This window comes from Streptomyces sp. NBC_01520 (genome assembly GCF_045040375.1).
GTDB lineage: Bacteria > Actinomycetota > Actinomycetes > Streptomycetales > Streptomycetaceae > Streptomyces.
The window spans coordinates 2,827,101-2,850,077 of record NZ_CP109404.1; the positions used below are offsets into that span (position 1 = coordinate 2,827,101).

Genomic DNA, 22,977 nt, shown 5'->3' on the forward strand with positions numbered 1-22,977 from the left:
CTGGCGTGTACCCGCTCCGGCGGGTCACGCTGGGTATACGTCTTCCACAGACGTATCGGGGGTCATCCATGGACGAACGCCACGCGGTGGCGGTGTGGCGCTCGCTGCTGCCCGTGGTGGCGGCGCTGTCCCTGACCGCCTGTCACGGCCTTGGGAGGTGAGCATGTCGTCGTCGATGGCCTTCGGCCGTCCGCCGTGGTTGCCCTTGGACGCGGCGATGACCTGGCCTTCGAGAGTCTTCTCCCGGATGTGGTTCCGCTCGATCTGCCCGGCGACCGCGAGCACCGCGAAGAACATCGCGCCCATGCCGTCGGGGTCGTAGATCCCGGTGAGCGGCCCGGTGAGGAGTTCGAGCTGGATGCCTTGCGAGTGGCGACCTGCGGAAACGTGATCACTCTGGAGGCTCTCGCAGAACCCTCACAGATGGTCATTGGTGAGAAGTCGGCGACGGGCCTGAGAGGGAGGCAGTCTGCGCGGGCACACTCTCCAGCCGCACCGTGCTACTCACATCGTCGCGATCGCCCTGTTCTCACCGGATTCTTGGCGGGGTGCGGTGTCGATGTCGTGTCCAAAGCAGGACGATCCGCGGCTCCGCTCGAGTGCTGCGGGTCAGGGACGGTCGCCCACGAGAGCAGTTGCGCGCGTCTCGGGAACTCCCAGCATCAGCAGGCTCGTGATCGTCGCCGCTCGGGCGCCGGGGGTCCCGTTCGACAGGTCGCTGTCCGCGATGCTGAACACGACGCCGTAGGCAACCTGGCTCAGAATGCCCGCCGGCAGGTGCTGTGCGAACACGTCGCTGTCCTGGCCCCGTTTCACGAGGTCGGCGAGGAGCTCGTCGACTGGCCCGAGCAGGGCGTGGATCGCCTCGCCGTACTCGCCACGGCGCAGCGCCAGCAGCACTCGGTACCGGTGCGCCACCGGCCAGAGGCGGGCGATGAACTCGGCCCACGCCGCGTCCGCTCCCGCGTCGGAGGCGTTGACTTCGGTGAGCACGGCTGCCATCTCGGTGACGGCCCGTTCCGTGAGTGTCCGAACCAGGTCGAGGCGCGAGGGGAAATGGCCATAGACGGTACGACGGACGACGCCGGCAGCGGAGGCGATGTCGCCCATGCCGGCGTCGGGGTTCTCTCCCAGCAGGTCGAGGGCGACGTCGAGGATGCGATCGCGTGTCTCGTTCATCGAGCGCACGCGGGAGGACTCGGTAGGCACGACATCATTCTTGCACACCACTGTGCAATGAAGTACGTTGCACACCAGTGTGCAACGGAGCGTTGCGCTGTGCTTCGAAGCCCAGGAGAAGAAGGCAGTCGCCCCGGAGGGGGACTGGGCGGACCGCGGGCCAACATTGGCCACGAGCCCTCGGTCGCCACCATTACCGACGACAACACACCTCGCTAGTCAATGGAAAATCACATCCGTGCGACCAGACTCACCACACATTGGTCACACAACTGGCAGGTCCGCGAAGGAATCCAGAACCGTCTGGCCTTCTCAGGGAAGCAGGTAAGTCAATGGAAAATCACAGCAGGCGAAAAGCCCTGTCCCTCGGCGTCGCACTCGGCCTCGTGGGCGTGGCGCACCCCGCCCAGGCGCGGGCGTCGACGGGCTCGGTGCCTGGAGCCGACGCGGGGACGGCCCTCGTCCGCCCGTTCACCGTCTCGATCCCGAATTCGGAGATCAACGAACTGAAGCAGCGACTGGCCAGGACTCGATGGCCGGATCCGGAAACGGTGGGCGACTGGTCGCAAGGGGTTCGCGTAGAGAACGCCAGAGCTCTGGTCGACTACTGGAAGCGCGGCTACAAGTGGCGGCGCTTCGAGTCCGAGCTCAATCGCTTCCCCCAATTCCTGACCGAGATTGATGGGCTGGACATCCACTTCATCCATGTCAGGTCCAAGAACCCCAACGCGATGCCGCTGGTACTCACGCACGGATGGCCGGGCTCGATCGTCGAGTTCCTGAAGCTGATCGGCCCGCTGACCGATCCGGTTTCGTTCGGAGGAGACGCCGCCGATTCATTCGACGTCGTCGTCCCGTCGCTCCCCGGGTTCGGGTTCTCCCAGAAGCCCACGGAGACCGGGTGGACCGTATCGCGCATCGCAAGCGCGTGGGTGGAGCTGATGAAGCGTCTCGGCTACACGAGATGGGCCGCGCAAGGCGGCGATTGGGGTGCCGTCGTCACCACCGCCCTCGGGGCCATGCAACCTGAGGGACTTCTCGGAATTCATCTGAACACCCAGTACGCCTTTCCCGCACAGATACCCGACACCTTGTCGCCCGAAGAGCGCTACGCCGTGGAGACCCTCGCCCTCTACACCGACGATCTAGGTGGGTCGAACCACCTTCAGCGCACGAAGCCGGAGACTGTCGGATTCGCCCTGGCGGACTCTCCCGCCGGTCAGGCAGCCTGGATCTACGAGAAGTTCCAGTCCAAGACCGACAACCACGGGCTCGCCGAGGACGCCCTCAGCATGGACGACATGCTCGACGCGATATCCCTCTACTGGTTCACCAACAGCGCAGCGTCGTCCGGTCGCATCTACTGGGAGAACAAATCGGGCACTCTCGCCGGCCCGAAGCTGACGCTTCCGGTCGCGGTGACCGTCTTCCCGAAGGACATCCCACTCCTGCCACGAAGCTGGATCGAAGACACCTACAGCAATCTGATCCACTACGGCGAGGCCGACAAGGGCGGGCACTTCGCGGCCTTGGAACAGCCCGAGATCCTGGTCAGCGAAATCCGCACCGGCCTGCGCACCCTTCGTTCCTGACACCAACGCGCGAGCTCAGGAGCGCACGCGTATCACTCGGGCTTCACTGAATCGACCAAAGGCGCTGGGGTGCAGCACGCCTTACCAAAGGCATGAGGTCCATCACGTTTCCGGGGTCCGAGTTCTGGTGGAATCTCGCGACGAGGGGCTCCTCGAAACGTACGAGACGCTCGACGCAGGTCGTAGTCCAGGAACAGCCCGACATAGCGGACTGGACAGAGCTGCACCGCGAAACCGGGACGGCTGTGATCACCACGCCTCTTCGCGATCAGCTTCCGGTCCTCGTCATCGAGGAAGAGGAACCGTTCCAGCTCAGGTCTCCGTCGGGTCATCCGCGAACGATCCGAACGCGGTGGCCTGCTCATCAGTCAAAAATTCCACGGGCATATCGCGGACGTAACCAGCCGCCGCACGTGGTCGTGGATCTTCCGCTGAACACCCCCGGCGAGCCGATCATGTGTGCCAAACGACCAAGATCAAGTGCGTAACGCCAACGCTGTACCGATGGCCCCAAGGCCGTGTCAGCAGCCCGCGGGCGGTACGCCGGGTACGGCCGCCGGTACGCCGCCGCCGGGCCACGGGGCGGTGTTCCTGGGACCGGCGGACTGCGGTTCGCGCGGGGACGTGGTGCGCGAGGTGTCGTGCGGCAGCGAGAAGGCGGCGGCCCGCGTGCTGGAGCGGCACACGGGCGCGAGGTCGGACGGCCCGGCCTGTCCGCCCACGACGGACTTCGTGCTGCACATCTCGGGGGGCGGGCCTTCCCGGAAGGCGGCCGTGCCCCGCGGATACGCGTGCATGCGCAATCTGGAACCCCCGCATCCGGGCGATCCCGGGCAGGGCGGCCGCCGACGGTCGTCGGGGACTGCCTCTACGGCTCCCGCGAGGGCGAGGTCAGGGAGATTGCCTGCGACGGATCGGGCGAGCGGCCACCGGAGTTCGGGATCCGCTCGGCGGTGGCGCGGCGCGCGCTGTGCCCGGACACGACCGATCTCTTCGTCCAGCTGGGCGGCGAGCGGCCGGTGGGCTGCGTGCACCGGGTGTGAGACCACCCGGTGCACGCGGCCTGACGGCCGGACAGGGCCGGACAGGGCCAGGCCGTCAGGCCGTCAGGCCGTCAGGCCCTCAGGCCGTCAGGCCCTCAGGCCGGACCCGCCGATCGGCCTTACGGCCTCAGCGTGCCCTCGTTGCGCTCCAGCTCCGCGTCCCGCTTGTCGAGGCGCGCGTCGAACTTCGCGAGCGGCTTCGCCTTGGCGGGGTCGGCCTCGACGGCCGCCGGGGCCACGCCGGCCCAGCGCAGGATGGCCGCGGTGGCCTTCGCCTTCTCGTCGGCGACGAGACCGGCGACCTTGGAGCCGTGGTTGCCGCCAGGCACCGTGTAGACGTAGCTGTCACGGGCGCCCTTGCCGAGGCGGAAGGGCTCGGCACCCCACGGGTCGTTCTGCCCGTAGACGTACATCATCCGCCGGGCGTTGTTCCTGACCCAGCTGTCCACGTCCCGCATCGCCGACGGCTGGAACTTCATCGGGATGGAGCGCGGCACGAAGGAGCGCGGCGGCTGGTAGCCGTAGCGACTCAGGTCGCCCAGCCAGGGCTGGGCGATGTCGGGCGAGCCGAGCTGGGTACCCGCCTGGTAGTAGTACGGCGTGTACGCCTCCAGGCCCTGGTCCGCGTAGGCGGAGAAGCCGGAGATCCCGTCGACCGAGTCCCAGATCTCCTCGTCGGTCGCGTTGGGCGCGTCGGCGGGCAGGGCCTCGCAGTCGGCGACCATGCTGTACTGCCAGAACGCCCAGACGTAGTCCATGACGACGGCTTCGTACGCCTTGTCGAGCGAGCCGACGGTCTCGAAGGTGTAGCCGCTCTCGGCGGCGTACGCCTCGTACTTCTTCTCCAGCGGCTCACGGCGGATGAGTGCCTCGCGCTGGACGCCGGTCAGCCGGTCGCGGCACTCCTTGGTGCCGACCTCGGCGAAGAACCGGTCGTACGCCGAGTCCTCCTTGTTGACCACGTCGTTGGGCGCGACATACGCGACGACGCCGTCCATGTCCTTCGGGTAGAAGCGCTCGAAGTAGGTGGCGGTCATACCGCCCTTGGAGCCGCCGGTGGTCAGCCAGTTCTCGGAGTAGATCTTCTTCAGCGCCTTGAACACCCGGTGCTGGTCGCTGGCGGCCTGCCAGATGTCGAGCTTCGACCAGTCGGCGGGCTCCGGACGGGACGGCGTGAAGAAGCGGTACTCCAGGGAGACCTGGTTGCCGTCGATGATCTGCGTCGGCTCGCTGCGGCTGGGATTGGTCGAGACGTGGTAGCCGCTGGTGAAGAAGACCGTCGGGCGGGTCGTGTCCTTGTGCAGCAGCGTGATCCGCTGCTGGAAGGTGCCCCTGGACGGCTGCTTGTGGTCGATCGGCTGGGTGTACTCGAGGACGAAGAAGCGGTAGCCGGGGTACGGCTTCTCCTGGATCAGACTCATTCCCGGGATGGCCAGGATGCGGTCCTTGATGTCCTCGCTGCTGCTCTCGCTGCTGCTGGTGAAGCCGCTGCTCTGCTTCGCGGTCGGTTCCGCGGCGGTGGCCGCACCGGCCGAGGCTCCCGTCGCACTCACCGTGCCTATGAGCACCGCGAGCGACAGAACCCCTCTGAGCGCCTTGCGCATGCACCCTCCCCTTGATTCACGACATTCGCCGTGAACCTAGCGGGGGTAACACCGCTCACGCCAGACCCGGTTGGATCTCAGCACAGGATCCACCCGGTGGACGCCGACACCCCGGCGACGGAACCGGACGCGCGGACGCAGCGGTTCAGCGCGTGGACCGTGACCGGCCCGGCCAGCTTGGTGTAGTTGCCGCTGTCGACGACCGCCCGGCCGCCGCGCGGCTGCAGCGACACCCGCATCGTGCGGCGCTTGCCCGGCTTCTTGGCGACGGTGACGGCGCACGCGTAGGCGCGGCTCTCGTACACGCGCAGCGAACCGGTGGAGAACGTCACCTTCTTGACCAGCCGTCCGGAACAGGCCGACGCGGCGTGCGCCGGAGCCGCCCCGGACGTGGCCTGGACCAGGCCGACCGCCGCGAGCAGCGGGAGGACGAGCAGTCCGGCCCCCAGCCGTCTGGCGACGGGCCCTCTCCTGGGCCTCGACGACCTCAGCGGTCTCACCATCCCGGCCACCCCACCCATTCCCTCGAACCTTCGGCCTTCGTACACACATGCGTATGCATGTGCGTACGACGCACGGAGCGGGCGGAAGGGTTCCCTCCGGCCGGACCTCCCACCGAACCCGCCCGCCGACCTCTCCGGCGCCGCGGCGCGTGTCAGACGCCCGCCGGGGCGTCCTCGCCTATGCCCTCTCCTATGAAGGTGCGCCACAGCCGGGCGTACGGGCCTTCCCTGGCGACGAGTTCGTCATGCGTGCCGTCCTCGGCGACCCTGCCGTCGGCCATGACCACGACCCGGTCCGCACGGGCGGCCGTCGTCAGCCGGTGGGCGACGACCAGCGTGGTGCGGCGGCCGGTGAGCCGGTCCGTCGCCTGGTTGACCAGGGCCTCGCTGGCGAGGTCCAGGGATGCGGTCGCCTCGTCGAGCAGCAGGATGTCGGGGTCGACGAGCTCGGCGCGGGCGAGGGCGACCAGCTGGCGCTGGCCGGCCGAGAGGTTGCGGCCGCGCTCGGCGACCTCGTGCAGATAGCCGTCCTCCAGGGTGGCGATCATGTCGTGCGCCCCGACCGCGCGGGCCGCCGCCTCCACCTGCGCGTCGGTTGCCTCCGGCCGCCCGTAGGCGATGGCGTCGCGGACCGTGCCGGCGAAGAGGTAGGACTCCTGGGGCACGACGCCGAGCCGGTGCCGGTACGCGGTCATGTCGAGGGTGCGCAGATCGGCGCCGTCCACCGTGACCCGCCCGCCCGTCGGGTCGTAGAACCGGGCGACGAGCTTGACCAGGGTCGACTTGCCCGCACCCGTCTCACCGACGAACGCGACCGTCTGACCGGCCGGGATCCGCAGGTCGATGCCGGTGAGGGCCTCCTCCTTCACCGTCGCGTCGTCGAGCGATCCGTACGCGAACGACACGTCCTCGAACGCGATGTCACCCCGCAGCGACCTCACGTCCTTCGGCCGGTCGTGGTCGGCGGTGGACGTCGGCTCCCGCAGGAGTTCCTGGATCCGGCCGAGCGAGACGGTGGCCTGCTGGTAGCCGTCGAAGACCTGCGACAGCTGCTGCACGGGCGCGAAGAACAGGTCGATGTAGAGCAGGTAGGCGACCAGCGCACCCGTCGTCAGCGTGCCGTTGTCGACCCGGCCGGCGCCGACGATCAGCACGGCGGCCGCCGCGACCGAGGCCAGCAGCTGCACGAACGGGAAGTAGACGGAGATCAGCCACTGCCCGCGCACCCGGGCCTGGCGGTAGTGGTCGCTGCGCGCCGCGAACCGCTCGGCGCCGTCGTGCTCGCGCCGGAACGCCTGCACGATCCGCAGCCCGGCGACGGACTCCTGGAGGTCGGCGTTGACGACGCTGATGCGTTCACGGGCGAGCTCGTACGCCTCGACACTCTTGCGGCGGAAGAAGAACGTGCCGACGACCAGCACCGGAAGGGTCGCGAAGACGACCAGGGCCAGCTGGACGTCGAGGACGAGGAGCACGACCGTGATGCCGAAGAAGGTGACGACCGAGACGAAGGCGGTGACCAGGCCCGTCTGCAGGAACGTGGACAGCGCGTCGACGTCCGTCGTCATCCGGGTCATGATCCGGCCGGTCAGCTCACGCTCGTAGTAGTCGAGGCCGAGCCGCTGGAGCTGCGCGAAGATCTTGAGGCGCAGGGAGTAGAGGACGCGTTCGCCTGTGCGGCCCGTCATCCGGGTCTCCCCGATCTGCGCCGCCCACTGGACGAGGACGGCCAGCAGACCGAGTCCCGCCGCCGCCCAGACGGCGCCGAGCGCCATCTGCGTGACGCCGTCGTCGATGCCGTGCCGGATCAGTACGGGCAGGAGCAGGCCCATGCCCGCGTCCACGGCGACCAGGCCGAGGCTCGCCAGCAGCGGCAGCCCGAAGCCGCGCAGCAGCCTGCGAAGCCCGTAGGACTCCTCCGGCCGGACGGCGCTCGCCTCGTCGATGTCGGGGGTGTCGGTGGCGGGCGGCAGCGCGTCGACCTGGGCGAGCAGCTCGGGGGTGGCGGGCATCCCGGCCGCCGCCGCGTCGCGCGGCTCCTCCTTGCGGATCCACAGCTCGGGGGTGATGCCCCGCTCGGCGTCGAACTCGGCGTCCAGCTCCTCCTGGAGCGCACGGTCGTCGTCCTCGGGCACCGCGGCCTCGACCGGCCGGTGGCCGGGTGAGGTGCCGCCCAGCTCGTCCGGGTCGGTGAGCAGCCGCCGGTAGAGCGCGGAGCGCTCCTCCAGCTCCGCGTGCGTGCCGATGTCCGCGAGGCGTCCCCGGTCGAGGACGGCGATGCGGTCGGCGAGGCCGAGGGTGGAGCGGCGGTGCGCTATCAGCAGGGTGGTGCGGCCGGCCATGACCTGGGCCAGGGCCTCGTGGATCTCGTGTTCCACCCGGGCGTCGACGGCGGAGGTGGCGTCGTCGAGGAGGAGCAGCCGGGGGTCGGTGAGGATGGCGCGGGCCAGCGCGATGCGCTGGCGCTGGCCGCCGGACAGGGTGAGGCCGTGCTCGCCGACCTTGGTGTCGTAGCCGTCGGGCAGCTCGGAGATGAATCCGTGGGCCTGGGCGATGCGTGCGGCCCGCTCGATCTGTTCCCGGGTGGCGTCGGGGACCCCGTACGCGATGTTGGCGCCGACCGACTCGGAGAAGAGGAAGCTGTCCTCCGGTACGAGTCCGACGGCGGCGCGGAGCGAGTCCTGGGTCAGCTCGCGGACGTCGTGGCCGCCGACCAGGACGGCGCCGTGCGTCACGTCGTAGAAGCGGGGCAGCAGGAGCGAGACGGTGGACTTGCCGCTGCCGGAGGCGCCGACGACGGCGACGGTCTCGCCGGGCTCGATCGTGAGGGAGAACCCGTCGAGCACGGGGCGGTCGGCGGCTCCGCTTCCAGGGTCCTCGTCACGAGCGGAGGCGGAGCGCAGCGCGGCGTATCCGAAGCGGACGTCGTCGAACTCGACGCTCGCCGGGGCGTCGGCGGGGAGCACCTTCGTGCCGTCCCGCATGGACGGCTCGGTGTCGATCAGTTCCAGGACGCGCTCCACCCCGGCGCGGGCCTGCTGGCCGACGGTGAGGACCAGGGCGAGCATCCGGACGGGGCCGACGAGCTGGGCGAGATAGGTGGAGAACGCGACGAACGTACCGAGGGTGATCTCGCCGCGGGTGGCGAGCCAGCCGCCCAGTGCCAGCATCGCGACCTGGCCGAGGGCCGGTACGGACTGCAGGGCGGGGGTGTAGCGGGAGTTCAGCCGGATGGTGCGCAGCCGGCCCGCGAAGAGCTTGCGGCCGACTTCCCGGAGCTTGCCGGTCTCCTGCTCCTCCTGCCCGAACCCCTTGACGACGCGCACCCCGGAGACGGCCCCGTCGACCACTCCGGCGACGGCGGCGGCCTGGCTCTGGGCGTACCAGGTGGCGGGGAAGAGACGGGTGCGGGAGCGGCGGGCGATGAACCAGAGGGCGGGGGCGACGGCGAGGGCGACGAGGGTCAGGGGCAGCGACAGCCACGCCATGATCACCAGGGAGATGAGGAAGAGCAGGACGTTCCCGATGGTCATCGGGAGCATGAAGAGGAGCCCCTGGATCAGCTGCAGGTCGCTGGTGGCACGCCCGACGACCTGCCCGGTGGACAGCTCGTCCTGCCGCTTCCCGTCCAGTTCGGTGAGGGTCGTGTAGATGTCGGTCCGCAGGTCGTGCTGGACGTCGAGGGCGAGCCGGCCGCCGTAGTAGCGGCGGATGTACGTGGCGATGTAGACGAGGACGGCCGCGCCGATGAGCAGGCCGGTCCAGAGGCCGAGGGAGCGGGTGTGGTCGACGACGACGTCGTCGATGATCACCTTGGTGATGAGGGGTACGAGGGCCATCACGCCCATGCCGGCGAGGGACGAGCCCAGGGCCAGCAGGACGTTGCGCCGGTAGCGCCAGGCGTACCCGGTCAGCCGCCGCCCCCAGCCCTGCGGCAGCACGGCCTGCTGCTCCGTGTCCAGGTGCTCCGTGCCCTGTTTCGCGTCCTGCTCCTTCGCGACCGCCACCCCGTGCCTCCCGTTCGCCCCACCGCATCCGCCTGACCTACCGCACGTGACCAACGCGCCCAGCTGCGGATTTCATCCCGCTGCAACAATTTTCGGCCCATGGTCGGAGGCGGGGCTCGGGTGGTCCTGGGACCACGGCGTCAACCGACGGGGCTCCCGTCACTCGTTGGGTCGTCTTTCCGCTCGCGGCCGTTCACTGCCCGGGAGGCCGCGGACACGGTTCGTTCCTCCGTGGGGCCCGAACCGGAGACCGTGGGCGAGGCGCGAGCGGCGGCCGGGGGCTGACCCGGCCGCCACCGGGACCGGCTAGAGGTGCGTCGGCTCGAACATCTTCAGCAGCGCGGGAAGCACCACCACCGACGGCCCCGGAGCCGCCAGGGCCTTGCCCAGGTCGGCGGCCAGGGATTCCGGTGTCGTGCGGACCCCGGGGACGCCGAAGGACTCGGCCAGGGCCACGAAGTCCGGGCGGGAGAGCTCCGTCGCCGTGGTCTCGCCGAAGGCGCCCGTCATGTACTCGCGCAGGATGCCGTAGCCGCCGTCGTCGACGATCAGCCAGGTGACGGGCAGGTCGTACTGCCGGGCGGTGGCGAGCTCGGCGATCGAGTACATCGCTCCGCCGTCCCCGGAGACCGCGAGGACGGGCTTCGTGGCGTCGGCGACAGCGGCGCCGAGCGCGGCCGGGAAGGCGTAGCCGAGGCCGCCCGCGCCCTGGGCCGAGTGCATCGTGTTGGGGTGGCGGGCGTCGAAGGCGGACCAGGCCCAGTAGGCGAGGATCGTCATGTCCCAGAAGCTGGGCGCGGTGTCGGGCAGCGCCTCGCGGACGGACGCGATCACCTGCTGTTCCAGGGTGAGGTCCTGGGCGGCGATCCGGTCGTGGACGGCGTGCAGCACCGTCCGGACGCGCTCGGCGGCGGTGCCGTCCGGGCGGGGCTCCACCGTGTCCAGGAGGTCGGAGAGAGCCTCGCGGGCGTCGGAGTGGATGCCGAGCGCGGGGTGGTTGGACTCCAGCTTCCCGGCGTCGGCCTCGATCTGGACGACCCGGCCGCGCGGGGCGAACGTGTGGTAGTTGGAGGAGAGTTCACCGAGCCCGGAGCCGACGACCAGCAGGATGTCCGCGTCCTCCAGGAAGTCCGTGGTGTGCCGGTCCTCCAGCCAGGAGCGGAGCGAGAGCGGGTGCTCCCAGGGGAAGGCTCCCTTCCCGCCGAAGGTGGTGACGACCGGGGCGTTGATCTTCTCGGCGAGGGCGCGCAGCTTGCCGGTCGCGTCGGACCGTACGACGCCGCCGCCCGCGATGATCGCGGGCCGTTCGGCGTGCGACAGCAGGTGGGCCGCGACGAGCGTGAGCTCCGGGCGCGGGTAGACCTCGCGCGGGGTGGCGTCGAGGGCGCTGACGACCGGCAGGACCGTCTCGGCGAGCAGCACGTCCTGCGGGATCTCCACCCAGACAGGACCGTGCGGGGCGGTGAGCGCGGACTCCCAGGCGGCGGCGATCGCGGAGGGGATCTGCGAGGGCGTGCGCACGGTGTGCACGGACTTCACGATGTCGCGGAACGAGGCCTGCTGGTCGCGGAGCTCGTGCAGGTAGCCGTGGCGCCCGCCGCCGAGTCCGGCGGTCGGGATCTGACTGGAGACCGCCAGTACGGGCGCGGACGCCGCCGCAGCCTCCTGGAGCGCGGCCAGCGAGGTCAGTGCGCCGGGTCCGGTGGAGAGGAGCAGCGGGGCGACCTCGCCGGTGATCCGGCCGTAGGCGTCGGCGGCGAAGCCCGCGTTGTTCTCGACGCGCAGGCCGACGTAGGTGAGGGAGGAGCGGCGCAGCGCGTCGAACATGCCGAGCGCGTGCTGGCCCGGCAGCCCGAAGACGGTGGTGGCGCCGAGGCCCTGGAGGGTCTCGATCACGAGGTCGCCGCCGTTGCGTCCGGGCGGGGGGTTCAGCGCCGCCTCGGCCTGTGCGGGGGTGAGCTGCGGCCGGTCGTCGTGGTCGTGGCTCACTTGCCCCGCGCTCCCTTGGCCGCCGCGATCTGGCGGGCCATGATCGTCGTCAGCTCGTACGCCGTGTGGGAGGCGGCGACGGAGGTGATCTCCGCGTGGTCGTACGCGGGGGCCACCTCGACCAGGTCGGCGGAGACCAGGTGGCAGGAGGACAGGCCGCGCAGGATCTCCAGGAGCTCGCGCGAGGTGAGGCCGCCGGCCTCGGGGGTGCCGGTGCCGGGGGCGTGCGCCGGGTCCAGGACGTCGATGTCGATGGAGATGTAGAGCGGCCGGTCGCCGATGCGCCGGCGCAGCTGGTCGGCGATCTCGTCGACGCCGCGCCGCATGACGTCGGCGGAGGTGACGATGCCGAAGCCCATCTTGGCGTCGTCGGTGAGGTCCTGCTTGCCGTACAGCGGGCCGCGCGTGCCGACGTGGGAGAGCGCCTCGGTGTCGAGGATGCCTTCCTCGACGGCCCGGCGGAACGGGGTGCCGTGGGTGTACTCGGCGCCGAAGTAGGTGTCCCAGGTGTCCAGGTGTGCGTCGAAGTGGAGCAGGGCGACGGGGCCGTGCTTCTTGGCGACGGAACGCAGCAGGGGCAGCGCGATGGTGTGGTCGCCGCCGAGCGTCATCAGCCGGGCGCCGGTGGAGAGCAGGTCGTCGGCGGCGGCCTCGACCGTTTCGACGGCCTCGTTGATGTCGAACGGGTTCGCGGCGATGTCACCGGCGTCGGCGACCTGGGCGAGGGCGAAGGGGGAGGCGTCCTGCGCCGGGTTGTAGGGGCGCAGGAGCCGGGAGGCCTCACGGATGGCGTTGCCGCCGAAGCGGGCGCCGGGGCGGTAGGAGACGCCGCTGTCGAAGGGCACTCCGACGACGGCGACATCGGCCGAGCCGACCTCGTCGAGCCGGGGCAGCCGGGCGAACGTCGCGGGACCGGCGTACCGCGGGACGCGGGAGGAGTCGACGGGGCCGCGCGGCGATTCGTTGCTGCTCATGGGGCGGAGTGCCTTTCCTTCGGTTTTCGTACGGTATCCAGTGTGCGGGGTGCGGCGGGGCGCGGGGCCCACCGCGACGGGTCCTGCCAGGGGGTCAGGTGGTGGCCGGCTCCGGGACGGCCGCGGGCCCGGTCTCCGGACCCCGCCCCGCCGGCCGTTCGCGCCAGGCGGTCGGCACCGCGGTGTCCGTCGGCCTCGTCGCCGGCGGGACGATCACGTACACCGCGAGCGAGGACAGCAGCCCGTAGGAGACCGGCTCGTCGGTGAGGATCCCGTAGGCAGCCATCAGCCCGATCACCGCGACGCCGCCCACACGGACGGCGGCCGGCGCGCCCGCCGCCGTGCCCCGGCGCCGGAGCAGACCCCCGGGGATCGGCACCAGCAGTCCGCCGACCAGCAGGTTGTACGCCACGTCAGGGCTTCGACGACGTTGCTGAGTGCGATGGCGATGCCGATGGCGGCCGGCCCGATGACGAGGATGCCGGCCGGACGGACGACAATCACCGCGTAGTCGACAGCCATGGGCCATGGGTCTCCTCCGTCCCGTCCCGTCGCACAGGTCGTGCGTGGTGAAGACGGTAGGTGGCCGGAAGCCGATGCTGAAGTGTACGTTTCATCCATTCTCGGCCAACTGAACGGATGGAACCTCCATGCCGGACTCCCCCGCCGGACACCGGACGCCCGCGGCTCCTCCGACCCCTCCGATCCCGCTGGCCGAGCTGCTGGCCCGGAAGGAGCTGGGGCTGCGCAGGATCGCCGGGCCGGACCGGGCGGAGCTGCTGTGGGTGCACACCTCCGAGATGGCCGACCCGTATCCGTATCTGCTCGGCGGTGAGCTGCTGCTGAGCGCCGGGGTGCTGCTCACGGACGCGGACACGTATGTGGCGCGGCTGGTGGAGGCGGGGGCGGCGGCGCTCGGCTTCGGGGTGGCCCCGGTGCACGACACGGTGCCCGCGGAACTGGTGGAGGCGTGCGACCGGCACGGGCTGCCGTTGCTGGAAGTGCCCCCCGAGACCCCTTTCACGGCGATCGCGCGCGCGGTGTGGCGGCTGATGGCGGAGGCCCGCCACCGCGAGCTGCGCCGGGTGACCCGCGCCCAGCAGGCCCTCGCGGCCGCGGCTGCCCGCCCCGACCCGGTGCCGGCGGTGCTGCACCAGCTGGCCGTACAGCTGGAGGGCCGGGCGGTGCTGCTCACGGCACGGGGCGAGGAGCTGCACGCGGCGGGCGGCTCCCCTCCGGACGAGCGGGCCGCCCTGGCCCAGCTGTCCCGGGTGGTCTCCCCCGGCCGCCGGACGTCCGCCCCCGCCTCCGCGACCGACACCCTGGACGGCACGCAGCTGTCCGCCTACGCACTCGGCGGCGGCCAGGGGCTGACCCTGGCCCTGGCGACCCGCGGCCGCGGTCCCGGCGACCACACCGTCGCCGGGATCGCCGCCGTCCTGCTCGCCCTGCTGACCGCCCCGCACCAGGGTGCGGACGCGGCGGGCCGCTCGGCGGCGCTCGTACGGATGCTGCTGGGGGCCTCCCCGCAGGAGGTGGCCCCGCTCCTGGCCGACGACGGGGCTCCCTGGACGGTGGTCCATGCCCGCCGTACGGACGGCAGGACCCCGGACCCGCTCACCGCCGGAGCCCTCGGCGCCTCGCTGGGCTCCCCCCTGGTCGACGCGGGCCGCGAAACGGTACGGGTCCTGCTCGCCGCCCCCCGCGAGGCGACGGCGCAGACGGGCTGGATCCTCGGCACCTCCGCCCCGTGCCCCGTCACGGCCCTGCCCGCCGCCGACACCGAGGCGGCCCGCGCCCTGGGCCGCGCGGAGGCGACCCGCGTCCCGCTGGCCACGCACCGCACGGGCGCCGGCGGCCTGGCCGCGCTGATCCCCGCCGACCTGGCCGAGGCCCACGCCCGCACCCTGCTGGCCCCGCTCACGGAGCCCCTGGCCGAGACCCTGCGCTGCTGGCTGAGCCTGCACGGCAGCTGGGACCGGACCGCGGTGGCCCTGAAGATCCACCGCAACACGGTCCGTCAGCGCGTCGCCCGGTGCGCGTCGTTGCTGGACGCGGACCTGGACGACATGGACGTACGCACGGAGTTGTGGGTCGCGCTGCGCTGACGAGGGTCCGGACCGCGCGTGACGGGGTCTCAGGTGTCCGGGGCGCCACACACCCTGAGGTGTGCTGCCCCGAACCGGTGCCTTATGTTGCAGAGGCAAAGCAACGGGGGTGGAAGCGGAATGGCACGGGATTACGACAGCCAACTGCTGGAATCGGTGGGAGTACGCCGTCGGCGGATGCGCGACGCGCTCCTGTTCGGCGCGCAGCGGGCCCGGCGTACGGCGGACGAACGGCTCGGGAAGGCATTCGCGGGGATCGCCGTCGCGGCCGTCCTGTGCGCGGGGTGTGTGGGGTGGTCCTTTCTCCAGCACACGCTGGAGAAACAGCAGGCGGAGCAGGACAAGCAGCAGCGTCAGGCCCAGGACTACGGGCAGCCCGCACCGAAACCGACGAAACAACCCTGACCGAGGAAGATTCCGCATTCGGGCCGGAAATGGGCACCTTGCTTTCCGTGCCCGTGGCGAGCCCTCTCCCGGAATGACCGAAGGCCGACCGTACGACTATGCGTAGTTGGCCCGAAATCTCCCGACATCGCGATGATAGGTTGCCGTAAGTGGCGAGCACAGCAATGACATCCCGGACGGAACTGAGCCGGGTGACCCTGGTCGGCGAGCGGCGTCGGGCCGACATGGTCCTGCCCTCCGATACACCGATCGGGCAATTGCTCCCGGATATTCTCCAGTTGCTCGACGATCGGGTCGCATCGCGCCCGTTGACCCGGCAGTTGCTGACGTCCGACGGTTCGGCACTGCCGCACGACAGCACCCTGGCGTCGGCCGGGATATCCGACGGCGCCGTGCTCCGGCTCGTCAGGTCCCACTCCGCGCCGCCCGCCCCCGTGGTGCACGACGTCACGGACCAGGTGGCCGACGACCTCGATCTGCGGGCCTGGCGCTGGCGTCCTGTCGCGCGCCGGGCCAGTGCGGGCGTGGCCACCACCGTCTTCGCGGTGGTCGCCGCAGTGCTCGCCCGCCGGGAATTCTCGCTCGGCGCCCTCGCGGGCACCCTCGCCCTGGTCACGTTCGTCCTCCTGGCGTCCGGTGCGCTCGCCGCCAGGGCCAAGCAGGGCAACCGTGGGCTCGCGACCGCACTGCTGTCCGTCTCCGGCGGTCTCGGCGTGCTCACCGCATGGACCGCGGCCGACGCGTACGACTGGGCGGGAACCGTGCGTCTGGCCGCCGTCGCGGGCGCGCTGGTGCTGACCCTGGTGCTGCTCGGATACTTCTCGCCGCTCGGCCGCGGCGGGCTGATCGGCGCCGCGGCGACCGCCTCGGGCACCGTGGTGTGGGAGTGTGTCGCCGCCGTCCAGCAGGACCCGGCCCGGCTCGGAGCCGCCATGGCGGTCTTCTCGGTGGTGCTGCTCGGTGTGCTGCCGAGGATCGCCCTGATGGCGTCCGGCCTCACCGCGCTCGACGACCGCCGCTCCGGAGGCGTCTCCGTCAGCCGCCACGAGGTGGGCAACGCTCTCGCGGCCACGCACCGGGGACTGGCCCTCGCGACCCTGGTCGCGGCGGTCTCGGCTGCTGCGGCGGGCTGGCTGCTCGCCTCGTCCGGGCGGCCGACGGTGTGGACGGTGGTGCTGGCCTCCGTCGTCGCCGTGGTGCTCCTGTCGAGGGCACGCGCGTTCCCGCTGGTGGTGGAGGTGGTGGCGCTCGTGGCCGCCGCCGGGGTCCTCCTGGTGCGCCTGATGATGCTGTGGATGCAGCATGCCGGGGGCGCGGGCGCGATCGCCGTGCTGGGTGCGGCAGCGCTGCTGCCGCTGCTGGTGCTGGCGGTGGAGCCGCCGGAGCATGTGCGGGTCCGGCTGCGCCGCACGGCGGATCTGGTCGAATCCATCGGCATGGTGGCGCTCTTCCCGCTCGCCGTAGGTGTGTTCGGCGTGTTCGGACGGCTGCTCAACAAGTTCTGAGTCCCGGACGGCTGCTCAACAAGTTCTGGGTCAACGCGCGGGCGCTCCGCCGGGGGCGGCGCGGTGGAGGGGAAAGACAGACATGCCGAACACGGACAACTGGCAGGGCGATGTGCTGCGCGACCTGAGGGGCGCCGCCGCACCCGCCGGGCGGGGCGGAACCGGCCCGGCACAGGGCACCGGCGCCCCCGCGCCGGGGCCCGGCCTGCCACCGCCCGGTGCCCCGCTGCCGGACGCCGCCCGTACGGTCCCCGGACCCGCACCCGCGGTTCAGCAGGGCCGGGAGCAGACGCCCGCCGCGTCGTACACCCCCGGCAGCAGGCCGCCGCGTGCCGCCCCCGACTCCCGGCCCGTGGTGGACGACGGCCTGGCCGGAACGGTACGCAAGCCGCGGCACGGCGAGCCCTTCGCGTCCCGGGCGGTGCGCGGTTTGCGACGAATCGTTTCCTCGTCGGCGGCACGTGAGGTGGCCGAGATCACCCGCACCGCCGAGCGCCTTCAGCAGCCCGTCACGACCGGCCGGCAGATCGCCGTCACGTCGATCAGGGGCGGCGCCGGCAAGTCGACCGTCGCCGCGCTGCTCGGCACCACGTACGCGCACTACAGGCAGGACCCGGTCCTGCTCGTCGAGGCGGACCCGGCCCTCGGATCGCTGCCTCTGCGGCTCGGTGCGCAGTCGCTGCGCTGGACCACCGGTGACATGGCGGACATCGTCGAACCCCAGATGTCCCTGCTCGATGTCACCGGCTATCTCGTCCAGCTCCCCGGCAACGCCTGGCTGCTGCCCGGCAGTCAGGGCCGGATCGGCGCGATGCTGGACACCAGGGCGTACGAGCAGGTGATGGTCTCCCTGCGCCGCTACTTCGGCGTGACGGTCGTCGACTGCGAGACCCTGCCCGCCGAGGTCGCCCGGGTCGCGCTCTCCGCGTCCCAGGCCCGTGTACTGACCGCACCGGCCACGCTGGAAGGCGTCACGAGCACCCACAACGTGCTGGAGTGGATCCAGGCGCTGCCGCGCCAGGTGATCGAGGGCACGGTCGTCGTACTCACCGAACAGACGCCACATGTGGGGATCGATCTCGACAAGGCCGCGCAGCGGCTCGCGTCCACCGGAGCGAGCGTCCAGGTCCTCCCGTTCGACCGCCACCTGGCCGCAGGCGGAGCCATCCGTACGGAACTGCTCGCTCACGCGACCCGGCAGGCCGTCACCCGGCTCGCCGCGGACGTCTTCCAACTGTCGCAGAAGCGCCGCTGACCCCATGCCGAGCCCGAGCGTGAGTGACGGACGTCCATGAGCACCCGACTGATACACCGCCCGGCCAGGACCATCCGACCCCCGGCCGCCACACCGGCACGCACCATCGAGGCCCCGCCCAACCTCCCCGAGGGGATGACGGGCACCATCGCGATGTCGCTGCTCCCCGTCGCCGGGGTCATGACGTCCGTCGTGATGATGACCGTTCTACGCGACAACCAGTTCGCCGCACTGGGGGCGATGGTCCTCGTCGCCACTGTCATCGGCTCCGTCGCGCTCCTCCTCTCCCCGTACGGCAGGGCCCAGCGCACCCGCCGTACCCGGCGGAAGGCCTACCTCGCCTATGTCGAGGACCTGCGTGAGGAGTTCGCCTCGGAGGAGCGTGTGCGCCGGGAGCGTGCCGATGTGCTCGATCCGCCGCCGTACGCCCTGTACGACATCGTGCGCGACCCTGCGCGCCTGTGGGAACGCCGCCGGAGCGATGCGGACTTCCTGCGTGTGCGGGTCGGCATCGGGGAGGTGACCGTGTGCGATCTGCGGATCGCCGACGGGAGCTCGTCCGTCCTCACTCCGCCGGACCTCTTCATGCTCAACGAGGCGTCGGCGCTGGTGAACCGCTTCCGTACGGGAATCGACCTGCCTCTCACGGCTCCGCTGAACCAGGTCGGCAACATCAGCTTGATCGGCCCCCGCGAGGACTGCCTGCAAGTGGTCCGCGCCCTGCTCGTCCAGACCGCCGCGACACATGCCCCCGACGACGTGGCCATGGCACTCGCCGTGCCCGGCGACCGGATCGCCGACTGGGGCTGGGCGATGTGGCTCCCGCACCTCCTTGACGCGGAGCAGTTCGACGGCCCGGTCGCCGCCCGCCGCATCGCCCCGTCGCCCCCTCAGCTCGCGCGGCAGCTCGGCCCCGACCTGCGCCGCCGCGCGTCCTACGCGGCCGAGGCGCGCCGGGGCCTGGCCGGAACGGCCGGACAGGACGCCCTGTCCGTGGCTCCTCCGCTCCTCGTCGTCATCGACGGGCACGGCGAGGACGCCGTCGATCTGCCCCGTCCCGACAACACGGTCGGCCTGTCCGACATGGGCGTCACCGTCCTGCACCTGCTCGAACAGCGTGTTCAGGAACCGGGACACGTCGGCATCCGGATCACTGTCGAAGGTTCCGAGCTGCTCGTCGAGGACCTGCGCGAAGCCGAACCCGTCAGTGCCCACGGCACCGTCGACGAGGTCAGCACCCTTTTCGCCGAGAGCCTGGCCCGGATGCTGGCGCCGTTGCGGCTGTCCGCCGAAGCGCTGCTGGACGCCCCGCTGTCGGGCCCCGTCGGCCTCGGCGGCCTGCTCGGGATCGGCGACGTGGCACACCTCGACCTGTCACGGCTGTGGGCCCCACGTGACGAACGCGATTTCCTGCGCGTGCCCATCGGCACCAGCGACACGCACGAACCGGTGCTGCTCGACCTGAAGGACTCCTCGGAGCTCGGCATGGGCCCGCACGGGCTGTGTGTCGGCGCCACCGGTTCGGGGAGGGCGGAGTTGCTGCGTTCCCTCGTCCTCGCCCTGGTGACGACGCACCCGCCCGAGGACCTCGCCCTGATCCTCGTCGACCACCAGGGCGGTTCGACCTTCGCGCCGTTCGCGATGCTTCCCCACGTCGCAGGTGCCCTCGCCGACCTGGAGAACGAGGCGGGCCTCGTCGAGCGCCTCCACGCCTCCCTCGCCGGTGAGGTGGAGCGCCGCCGGCAGGTCCTCGAAGATGCGGGCGACATCGCCGGCATCGGTGAATACTCCGCGCTGCGCTCCGGGGAACGGCCCGAGCTGGATCCCTTGCCGCACCTGTTCGTCGTCGTCGAGGAGTTCGCCGAACTCCTCGACGCCAAGCCCGACTTCGTGGACCTGTTCCGTATCGTCGGCCGTATCGGCCATTCCGTCGGTGTGCATCTGCTGCTGTCCGGCGAGCGTATCGAGGACGGCAGCCTTGAGGGTCTGGACACCCACCTCTCGTATCGGATCGGTCTGCGCACCTTCTCCGCCGACGAGTCGCTCACGGTCCTGGACACCACGGACGCCTTCCACCTGCCGCCGCTGCCGGGCTTCGGCTACCTCAAGACCGATACCGGTCACTACGAGCGCTTCAGGGCCGGCCATGTCTCCGGCGACTACCGGGGACCGACACCGCAGGCCAACGAGGTGGAGAGCCTGCCTCTCGCCCTGGAGTACAAGGCGTTCGACACCCTGCCCGCACCGGACGACTCGGGCCGGAGGGAACCGGTGTCCGGGCACCGGGAGGCCGTGCCGACCGAGCTGGACGTCGTGGTAGAGCAGTTGGAGGACGCAGCACCTGCGGTAGGCGGCATCTGGCTGCCACCGCTTCCGGTCGCGCTCGCCCTCGACAAGGCCGCCGGTCCGCTGGAAGCCGGCCCGCGCGGAATGCAGCTCGCCGGCCGGCAGGGCCCGCTGCAGGTTCCGCTCGGTCTGCTCGACGACCCGACCGGACAGAGTCAGGGCCCGTGGTATCTGGACCTCGCAGCGGCTGACGGCCACGTCGCCGTCATCGGTGGCCCGCAGTCCGGCAGGACGACCCTCCTGCGCACACTGGTCCTGTCCCTCGCACTCACCCACACCCCGCAGGAGGTCGGCGTCTACGGCCTCGACCTGGCCGACGACGGCCTCCAGGTCCTCTCCGGGCTGCCGCACGTCGGCGGCATCGCGGGCCGTGCGGAACCCGAGCGCGCGGTGCGTACGGTCGAGATGGTTCACAGCATGCTCGATGCGCGCGAGGACCTCTTCCGCGAGCACGCCATCGCGTCCGTCGAACAGCTGCGCACCCTGCACACCGCGGGACGGCTGCCCGAGCTGGCGTCCGCCGAGATCGTGCTCGTCATCGACGGCTTCGACGAACTGCGCGACGACTTCGACGAGCTGTACGACACGGTCGCCGACCTCCTGGAGCGGGGCGGCGACTACGGCATCCACGTCGTCGCCGGGTCGCTCAGCCGGAGCGACGGGTCCGGCACCACCCAGGCGCCGTTCGGCACCCGGGTCGAGCTGTGCCTGAGCGACCCCGGCGAGTCCGGCATCGATCGGACACTCGCCGGGACGCTGTCACCCCACGAACCGGGCCGTGTCCTGACCGACGGCGGACTCTTCGCCCAGACCGCGCTCCCGCGAACGGACGGACTCGTGGACACGATCGATCTGGAGGCGGTCCTCGGCCGCACGGTTCGTACGGTCCGCGCCGCCTGGACCGGTGAGGTCGCCCAGCCCGTCCTGGTGCTGCCCCTCGTCCTGGAGCCGCATCTGCTCCCCGGCCCGGCCGCCGAGCCCCGGCAGGTGCCGATCGGCCTGGACCAGGATGCGCTCGCTCCTGTTCTGCTCGATCTCTTCCACCACGACCAGCACCTGATCGTGTTGGGCGACAGCGGGTGCGGCAGGACGAATCTCCTCAGAACCGTTGCCCGCGGCCTCATCGACCGCTACGGCGAGGACGAGTTGATCTTCGCCGTCATCGACCCGCGGCAGGGTCTGCGCGGTGCGGTCCCCGAGGAGTTCGACGGCGGCTACGCCCACAACGCCAAGCTGTGCGAGGGGCTCGCCGCCGGAGTCGCCACCGAACTGGAGAAGCGGCTGCCCGACGACAGCACTCCTCCCGAGGACCCCGAGGACGGGGAGCCCGGTCGCCGGGGCACCGGCCCCCGGATCGTGGTGCTCGTCGACGACTACGACGTACTGATGGAGGACGGCTATTCGCCGCTCGCCCCGTTCCTGCCGTACATCCACTCGGCGGTGGACATCGGCCTCCACTTCGTCCTGTCACGCCAGGTGACGGGCGCGTCGTGGGGCATGTACGAGCCGCTGGTCCACGGTCTGCGTGAGTCGGGAGCGGCCGCCGTCCTCATGTCCGGTGACCGCAGCGAGGGCCAGCTGTTCCCCGGGGTGTACGCGAGCCGGCAGCCGGCGGGCCGAGGGGTGCTCATCCGCAAGGGCCGGTCGAACCGCCTGATCCAGACGGTCCACACGCCCGAATGACACCCGGTGGAGCGGGGAACGGCGAAGGACCGGACGACCCCATGGCGAAGGACGTCATCGCACCCCCACCACCCGTATCCCCGAACCGTGGAGTGCGCTCGTGGGGCTCGGCGGGCGGAATGTATCCGCTGTGTATGCCCGCCTCCTTGAATCGCCGTGTCACCCGACGACAAGGGGAGAACCATGCACAGGAATGTTCGCCGGTCGCTGATCACCATGGCCGCGTTCGCGGCAGTCACGCTCACCGCTCCGGTCGCTGTGGCGGCGCCGGTCGTGGACTCGTCGGAAGCCGCCGTGGCCGCACGGCCCGCCTTCAAGATGCCCTTCGAGTGCGGCCAGACGTGGCTCGGCAGCAACTGGTCCGGGCACAGTCCCGCGCACTCGATCGACTGGAACCACTACGACGCGAACGGCAACCCTGACGACCTGGGACGCCGGGTGTTCGCCAGCGCCGGTGGCACGGTCCTCGAGTCGTACTACTCGACGGGCGCCGGGTACGGCAACACGATAGTCATCGGTCACGGGGATGGCTGGCAGACGCGGTACGCCCATCTGAACACGCGTTCGGTGAGCGCGGGCGACACGGTGGGGGTGGGCCAGAAGATCGGCGAGGTCGGCAACACGTCCGCCCTCTACGACATCACCCCGCATCTGCACTACGAGCAGAAGCTCAACGGAGCCGTCGTCGTCGCGGTCGTCCAGGGTGTCACCTGGAACGACTACCTCAAGCGCAACCAGACCAGCACCAACAGATGCTGACACACCGCCGGGTGCCGGGTGCCGG

At 71.0% G+C, this 22,977-nt stretch carries 14 protein-coding genes and 3 pseudogenes; 8 read left to right on the top strand and 9 right to left on the bottom strand.

From position 1 onward, the window contains the following. Positions 1-24: 24 nt before the first annotated feature. On the bottom strand, positions 25-306 hold the full coding sequence (locus OG524_RS12730) for a hypothetical protein (RefSeq protein WP_405810257.1): 282 nt from the start codon (positions 304-306) through the stop codon (positions 25-27). A 303-nt stretch (positions 307-609) separates the two neighbouring features. Further along, on the bottom strand, positions 610-1,179 hold the full coding sequence (locus OG524_RS12735; RefSeq protein WP_405812454.1) for a TetR/AcrR family transcriptional regulator: 570 nt from the start codon (positions 1,177-1,179) through the stop codon (positions 610-612). 386 nt (positions 1,180-1,565) lie between these two features. Between OG524_RS12735 and OG524_RS12740 the strand changes: the two genes are divergently transcribed. Next, positions 1,566-2,771 carry an epoxide hydrolase family protein gene (locus OG524_RS12740; protein ID WP_405390736.1) on the top strand — a complete coding sequence of 402 codons (1,206 nt, stop codon included), beginning with the start codon at positions 1,566-1,568 and terminating at the stop codon, positions 2,769-2,771. A 188-nt stretch (positions 2,772-2,959) separates the two neighbouring features. Here OG524_RS12740 and OG524_RS12745 read toward each other — a convergent pair. Next, positions 2,960-3,158: pseudogene (locus OG524_RS12745) on the bottom strand (DUF4158 domain-containing protein); the annotation flags it as partial. Positions 3,159-3,275: 117 nt separating this feature from the next. On the opposite strand from OG524_RS12745, the pseudogene OG524_RS12750 reads away from it, so the two are divergent. Then, positions 3,276-3,814, top strand: a pseudogene (locus OG524_RS12750) (hypothetical protein). A 119-nt stretch (positions 3,815-3,933) separates the two neighbouring features. Here OG524_RS12750 and OG524_RS12755 read toward each other — a convergent pair. The 6 genes and pseudogenes from OG524_RS12755 to OG524_RS12780 form a co-directional block, all read right to left on the bottom strand. Continuing rightward, the gene (locus OG524_RS12755) at positions 3,934-5,418 is read right to left on the bottom strand and encodes a S28 family serine protease (protein ID WP_405810259.1); all 1,485 of its coding nucleotides are present in this window, start codon (positions 5,416-5,418) and stop codon (positions 3,934-3,936) included. A 77-nt stretch (positions 5,419-5,495) separates the two neighbouring features. Beyond that, entirely contained in the window at positions 5,496-5,921 is a 426-nt protein-coding gene (locus OG524_RS12760; RefSeq protein ID WP_405390733.1) for a hypothetical protein, read from the bottom strand. A 152-nt stretch (positions 5,922-6,073) separates the two neighbouring features. Continuing rightward, entirely contained in the window at positions 6,074-9,862 is a 3,789-nt protein-coding gene (locus tag OG524_RS12765; protein WP_405393213.1) for an ABC transporter ATP-binding protein, read from the bottom strand. A 372-nt stretch (positions 9,863-10,234) separates the two neighbouring features. After that, entirely contained in the window at positions 10,235-11,917 is a 1,683-nt protein-coding gene (locus OG524_RS12770; RefSeq protein WP_405810262.1) for a thiamine pyrophosphate-binding protein, read from the bottom strand. Further along, positions 11,914-12,891, bottom strand: coding sequence for an agmatinase (gene speB / locus OG524_RS12775; protein WP_405390731.1), 978 nt, complete (start codon positions 12,889-12,891; stop codon positions 11,914-11,916). The genes OG524_RS12770 and speB overlap by 4 nt, the downstream gene beginning before the upstream one ends. A gap of 94 nt (positions 12,892-12,985) precedes the next feature. Beyond that, a pseudogene (locus tag OG524_RS12780) lies at positions 12,986-13,377 on the bottom strand (sodium:solute symporter); the annotation flags it as partial. Positions 13,378-13,541: 164 nt separating this feature from the next. Between OG524_RS12780 and OG524_RS12785 the strand changes: the two are divergent. The 6 genes from OG524_RS12785 (at position 13,542) to OG524_RS12810 (ending at position 22,952) form a co-directional block, all read left to right on the top strand. Continuing rightward, entirely contained in the window at positions 13,542-14,999 is a 1,458-nt protein-coding gene (locus OG524_RS12785) for a PucR family transcriptional regulator ligand-binding domain-containing protein (protein ID WP_405390730.1), read from the top strand. Positions 15,000-15,119: 120 nt separating this feature from the next. Next, positions 15,120-15,404 carry a hypothetical protein gene (locus OG524_RS12790; protein ID WP_405390729.1) on the top strand — a complete coding sequence of 95 codons (285 nt, stop codon included), beginning with the start codon at positions 15,120-15,122 and terminating at the stop codon, positions 15,402-15,404. Positions 15,405-15,568: 164 nt separating this feature from the next. After that, a complete protein-coding gene (gene eccD, locus OG524_RS12795; RefSeq protein ID WP_405812455.1) occupies positions 15,569-16,909 on the top strand; it encodes a type VII secretion integral membrane protein EccD in 1,341 nt (446 codons plus the stop codon). 82 nt (positions 16,910-16,991) lie between these two features. Next, positions 16,992-18,164 (top strand): CpaE family protein, encoded by a 1,173-nt coding sequence (locus tag OG524_RS12800; RefSeq protein WP_405390728.1) that lies wholly within the window; start codon positions 16,992-16,994, stop codon positions 18,162-18,164. A 36-nt stretch (positions 18,165-18,200) separates the two neighbouring features. Continuing rightward, a complete protein-coding gene (eccCa, locus tag OG524_RS12805) occupies positions 18,201-22,193 on the top strand; it encodes a type VII secretion protein EccCa (protein WP_405810265.1) in 3,993 nt (1,330 codons plus the stop codon). 183 nt (positions 22,194-22,376) lie between these two features. Further along, positions 22,377-22,952: a M23 family metallopeptidase gene (locus OG524_RS12810; protein WP_405390726.1), complete on the top strand. Its 576-nt coding sequence runs from the start codon at positions 22,377-22,379 to the stop codon at positions 22,950-22,952. The last annotated feature ends 25 nt before the right edge of the window (positions 22,953-22,977 follow it).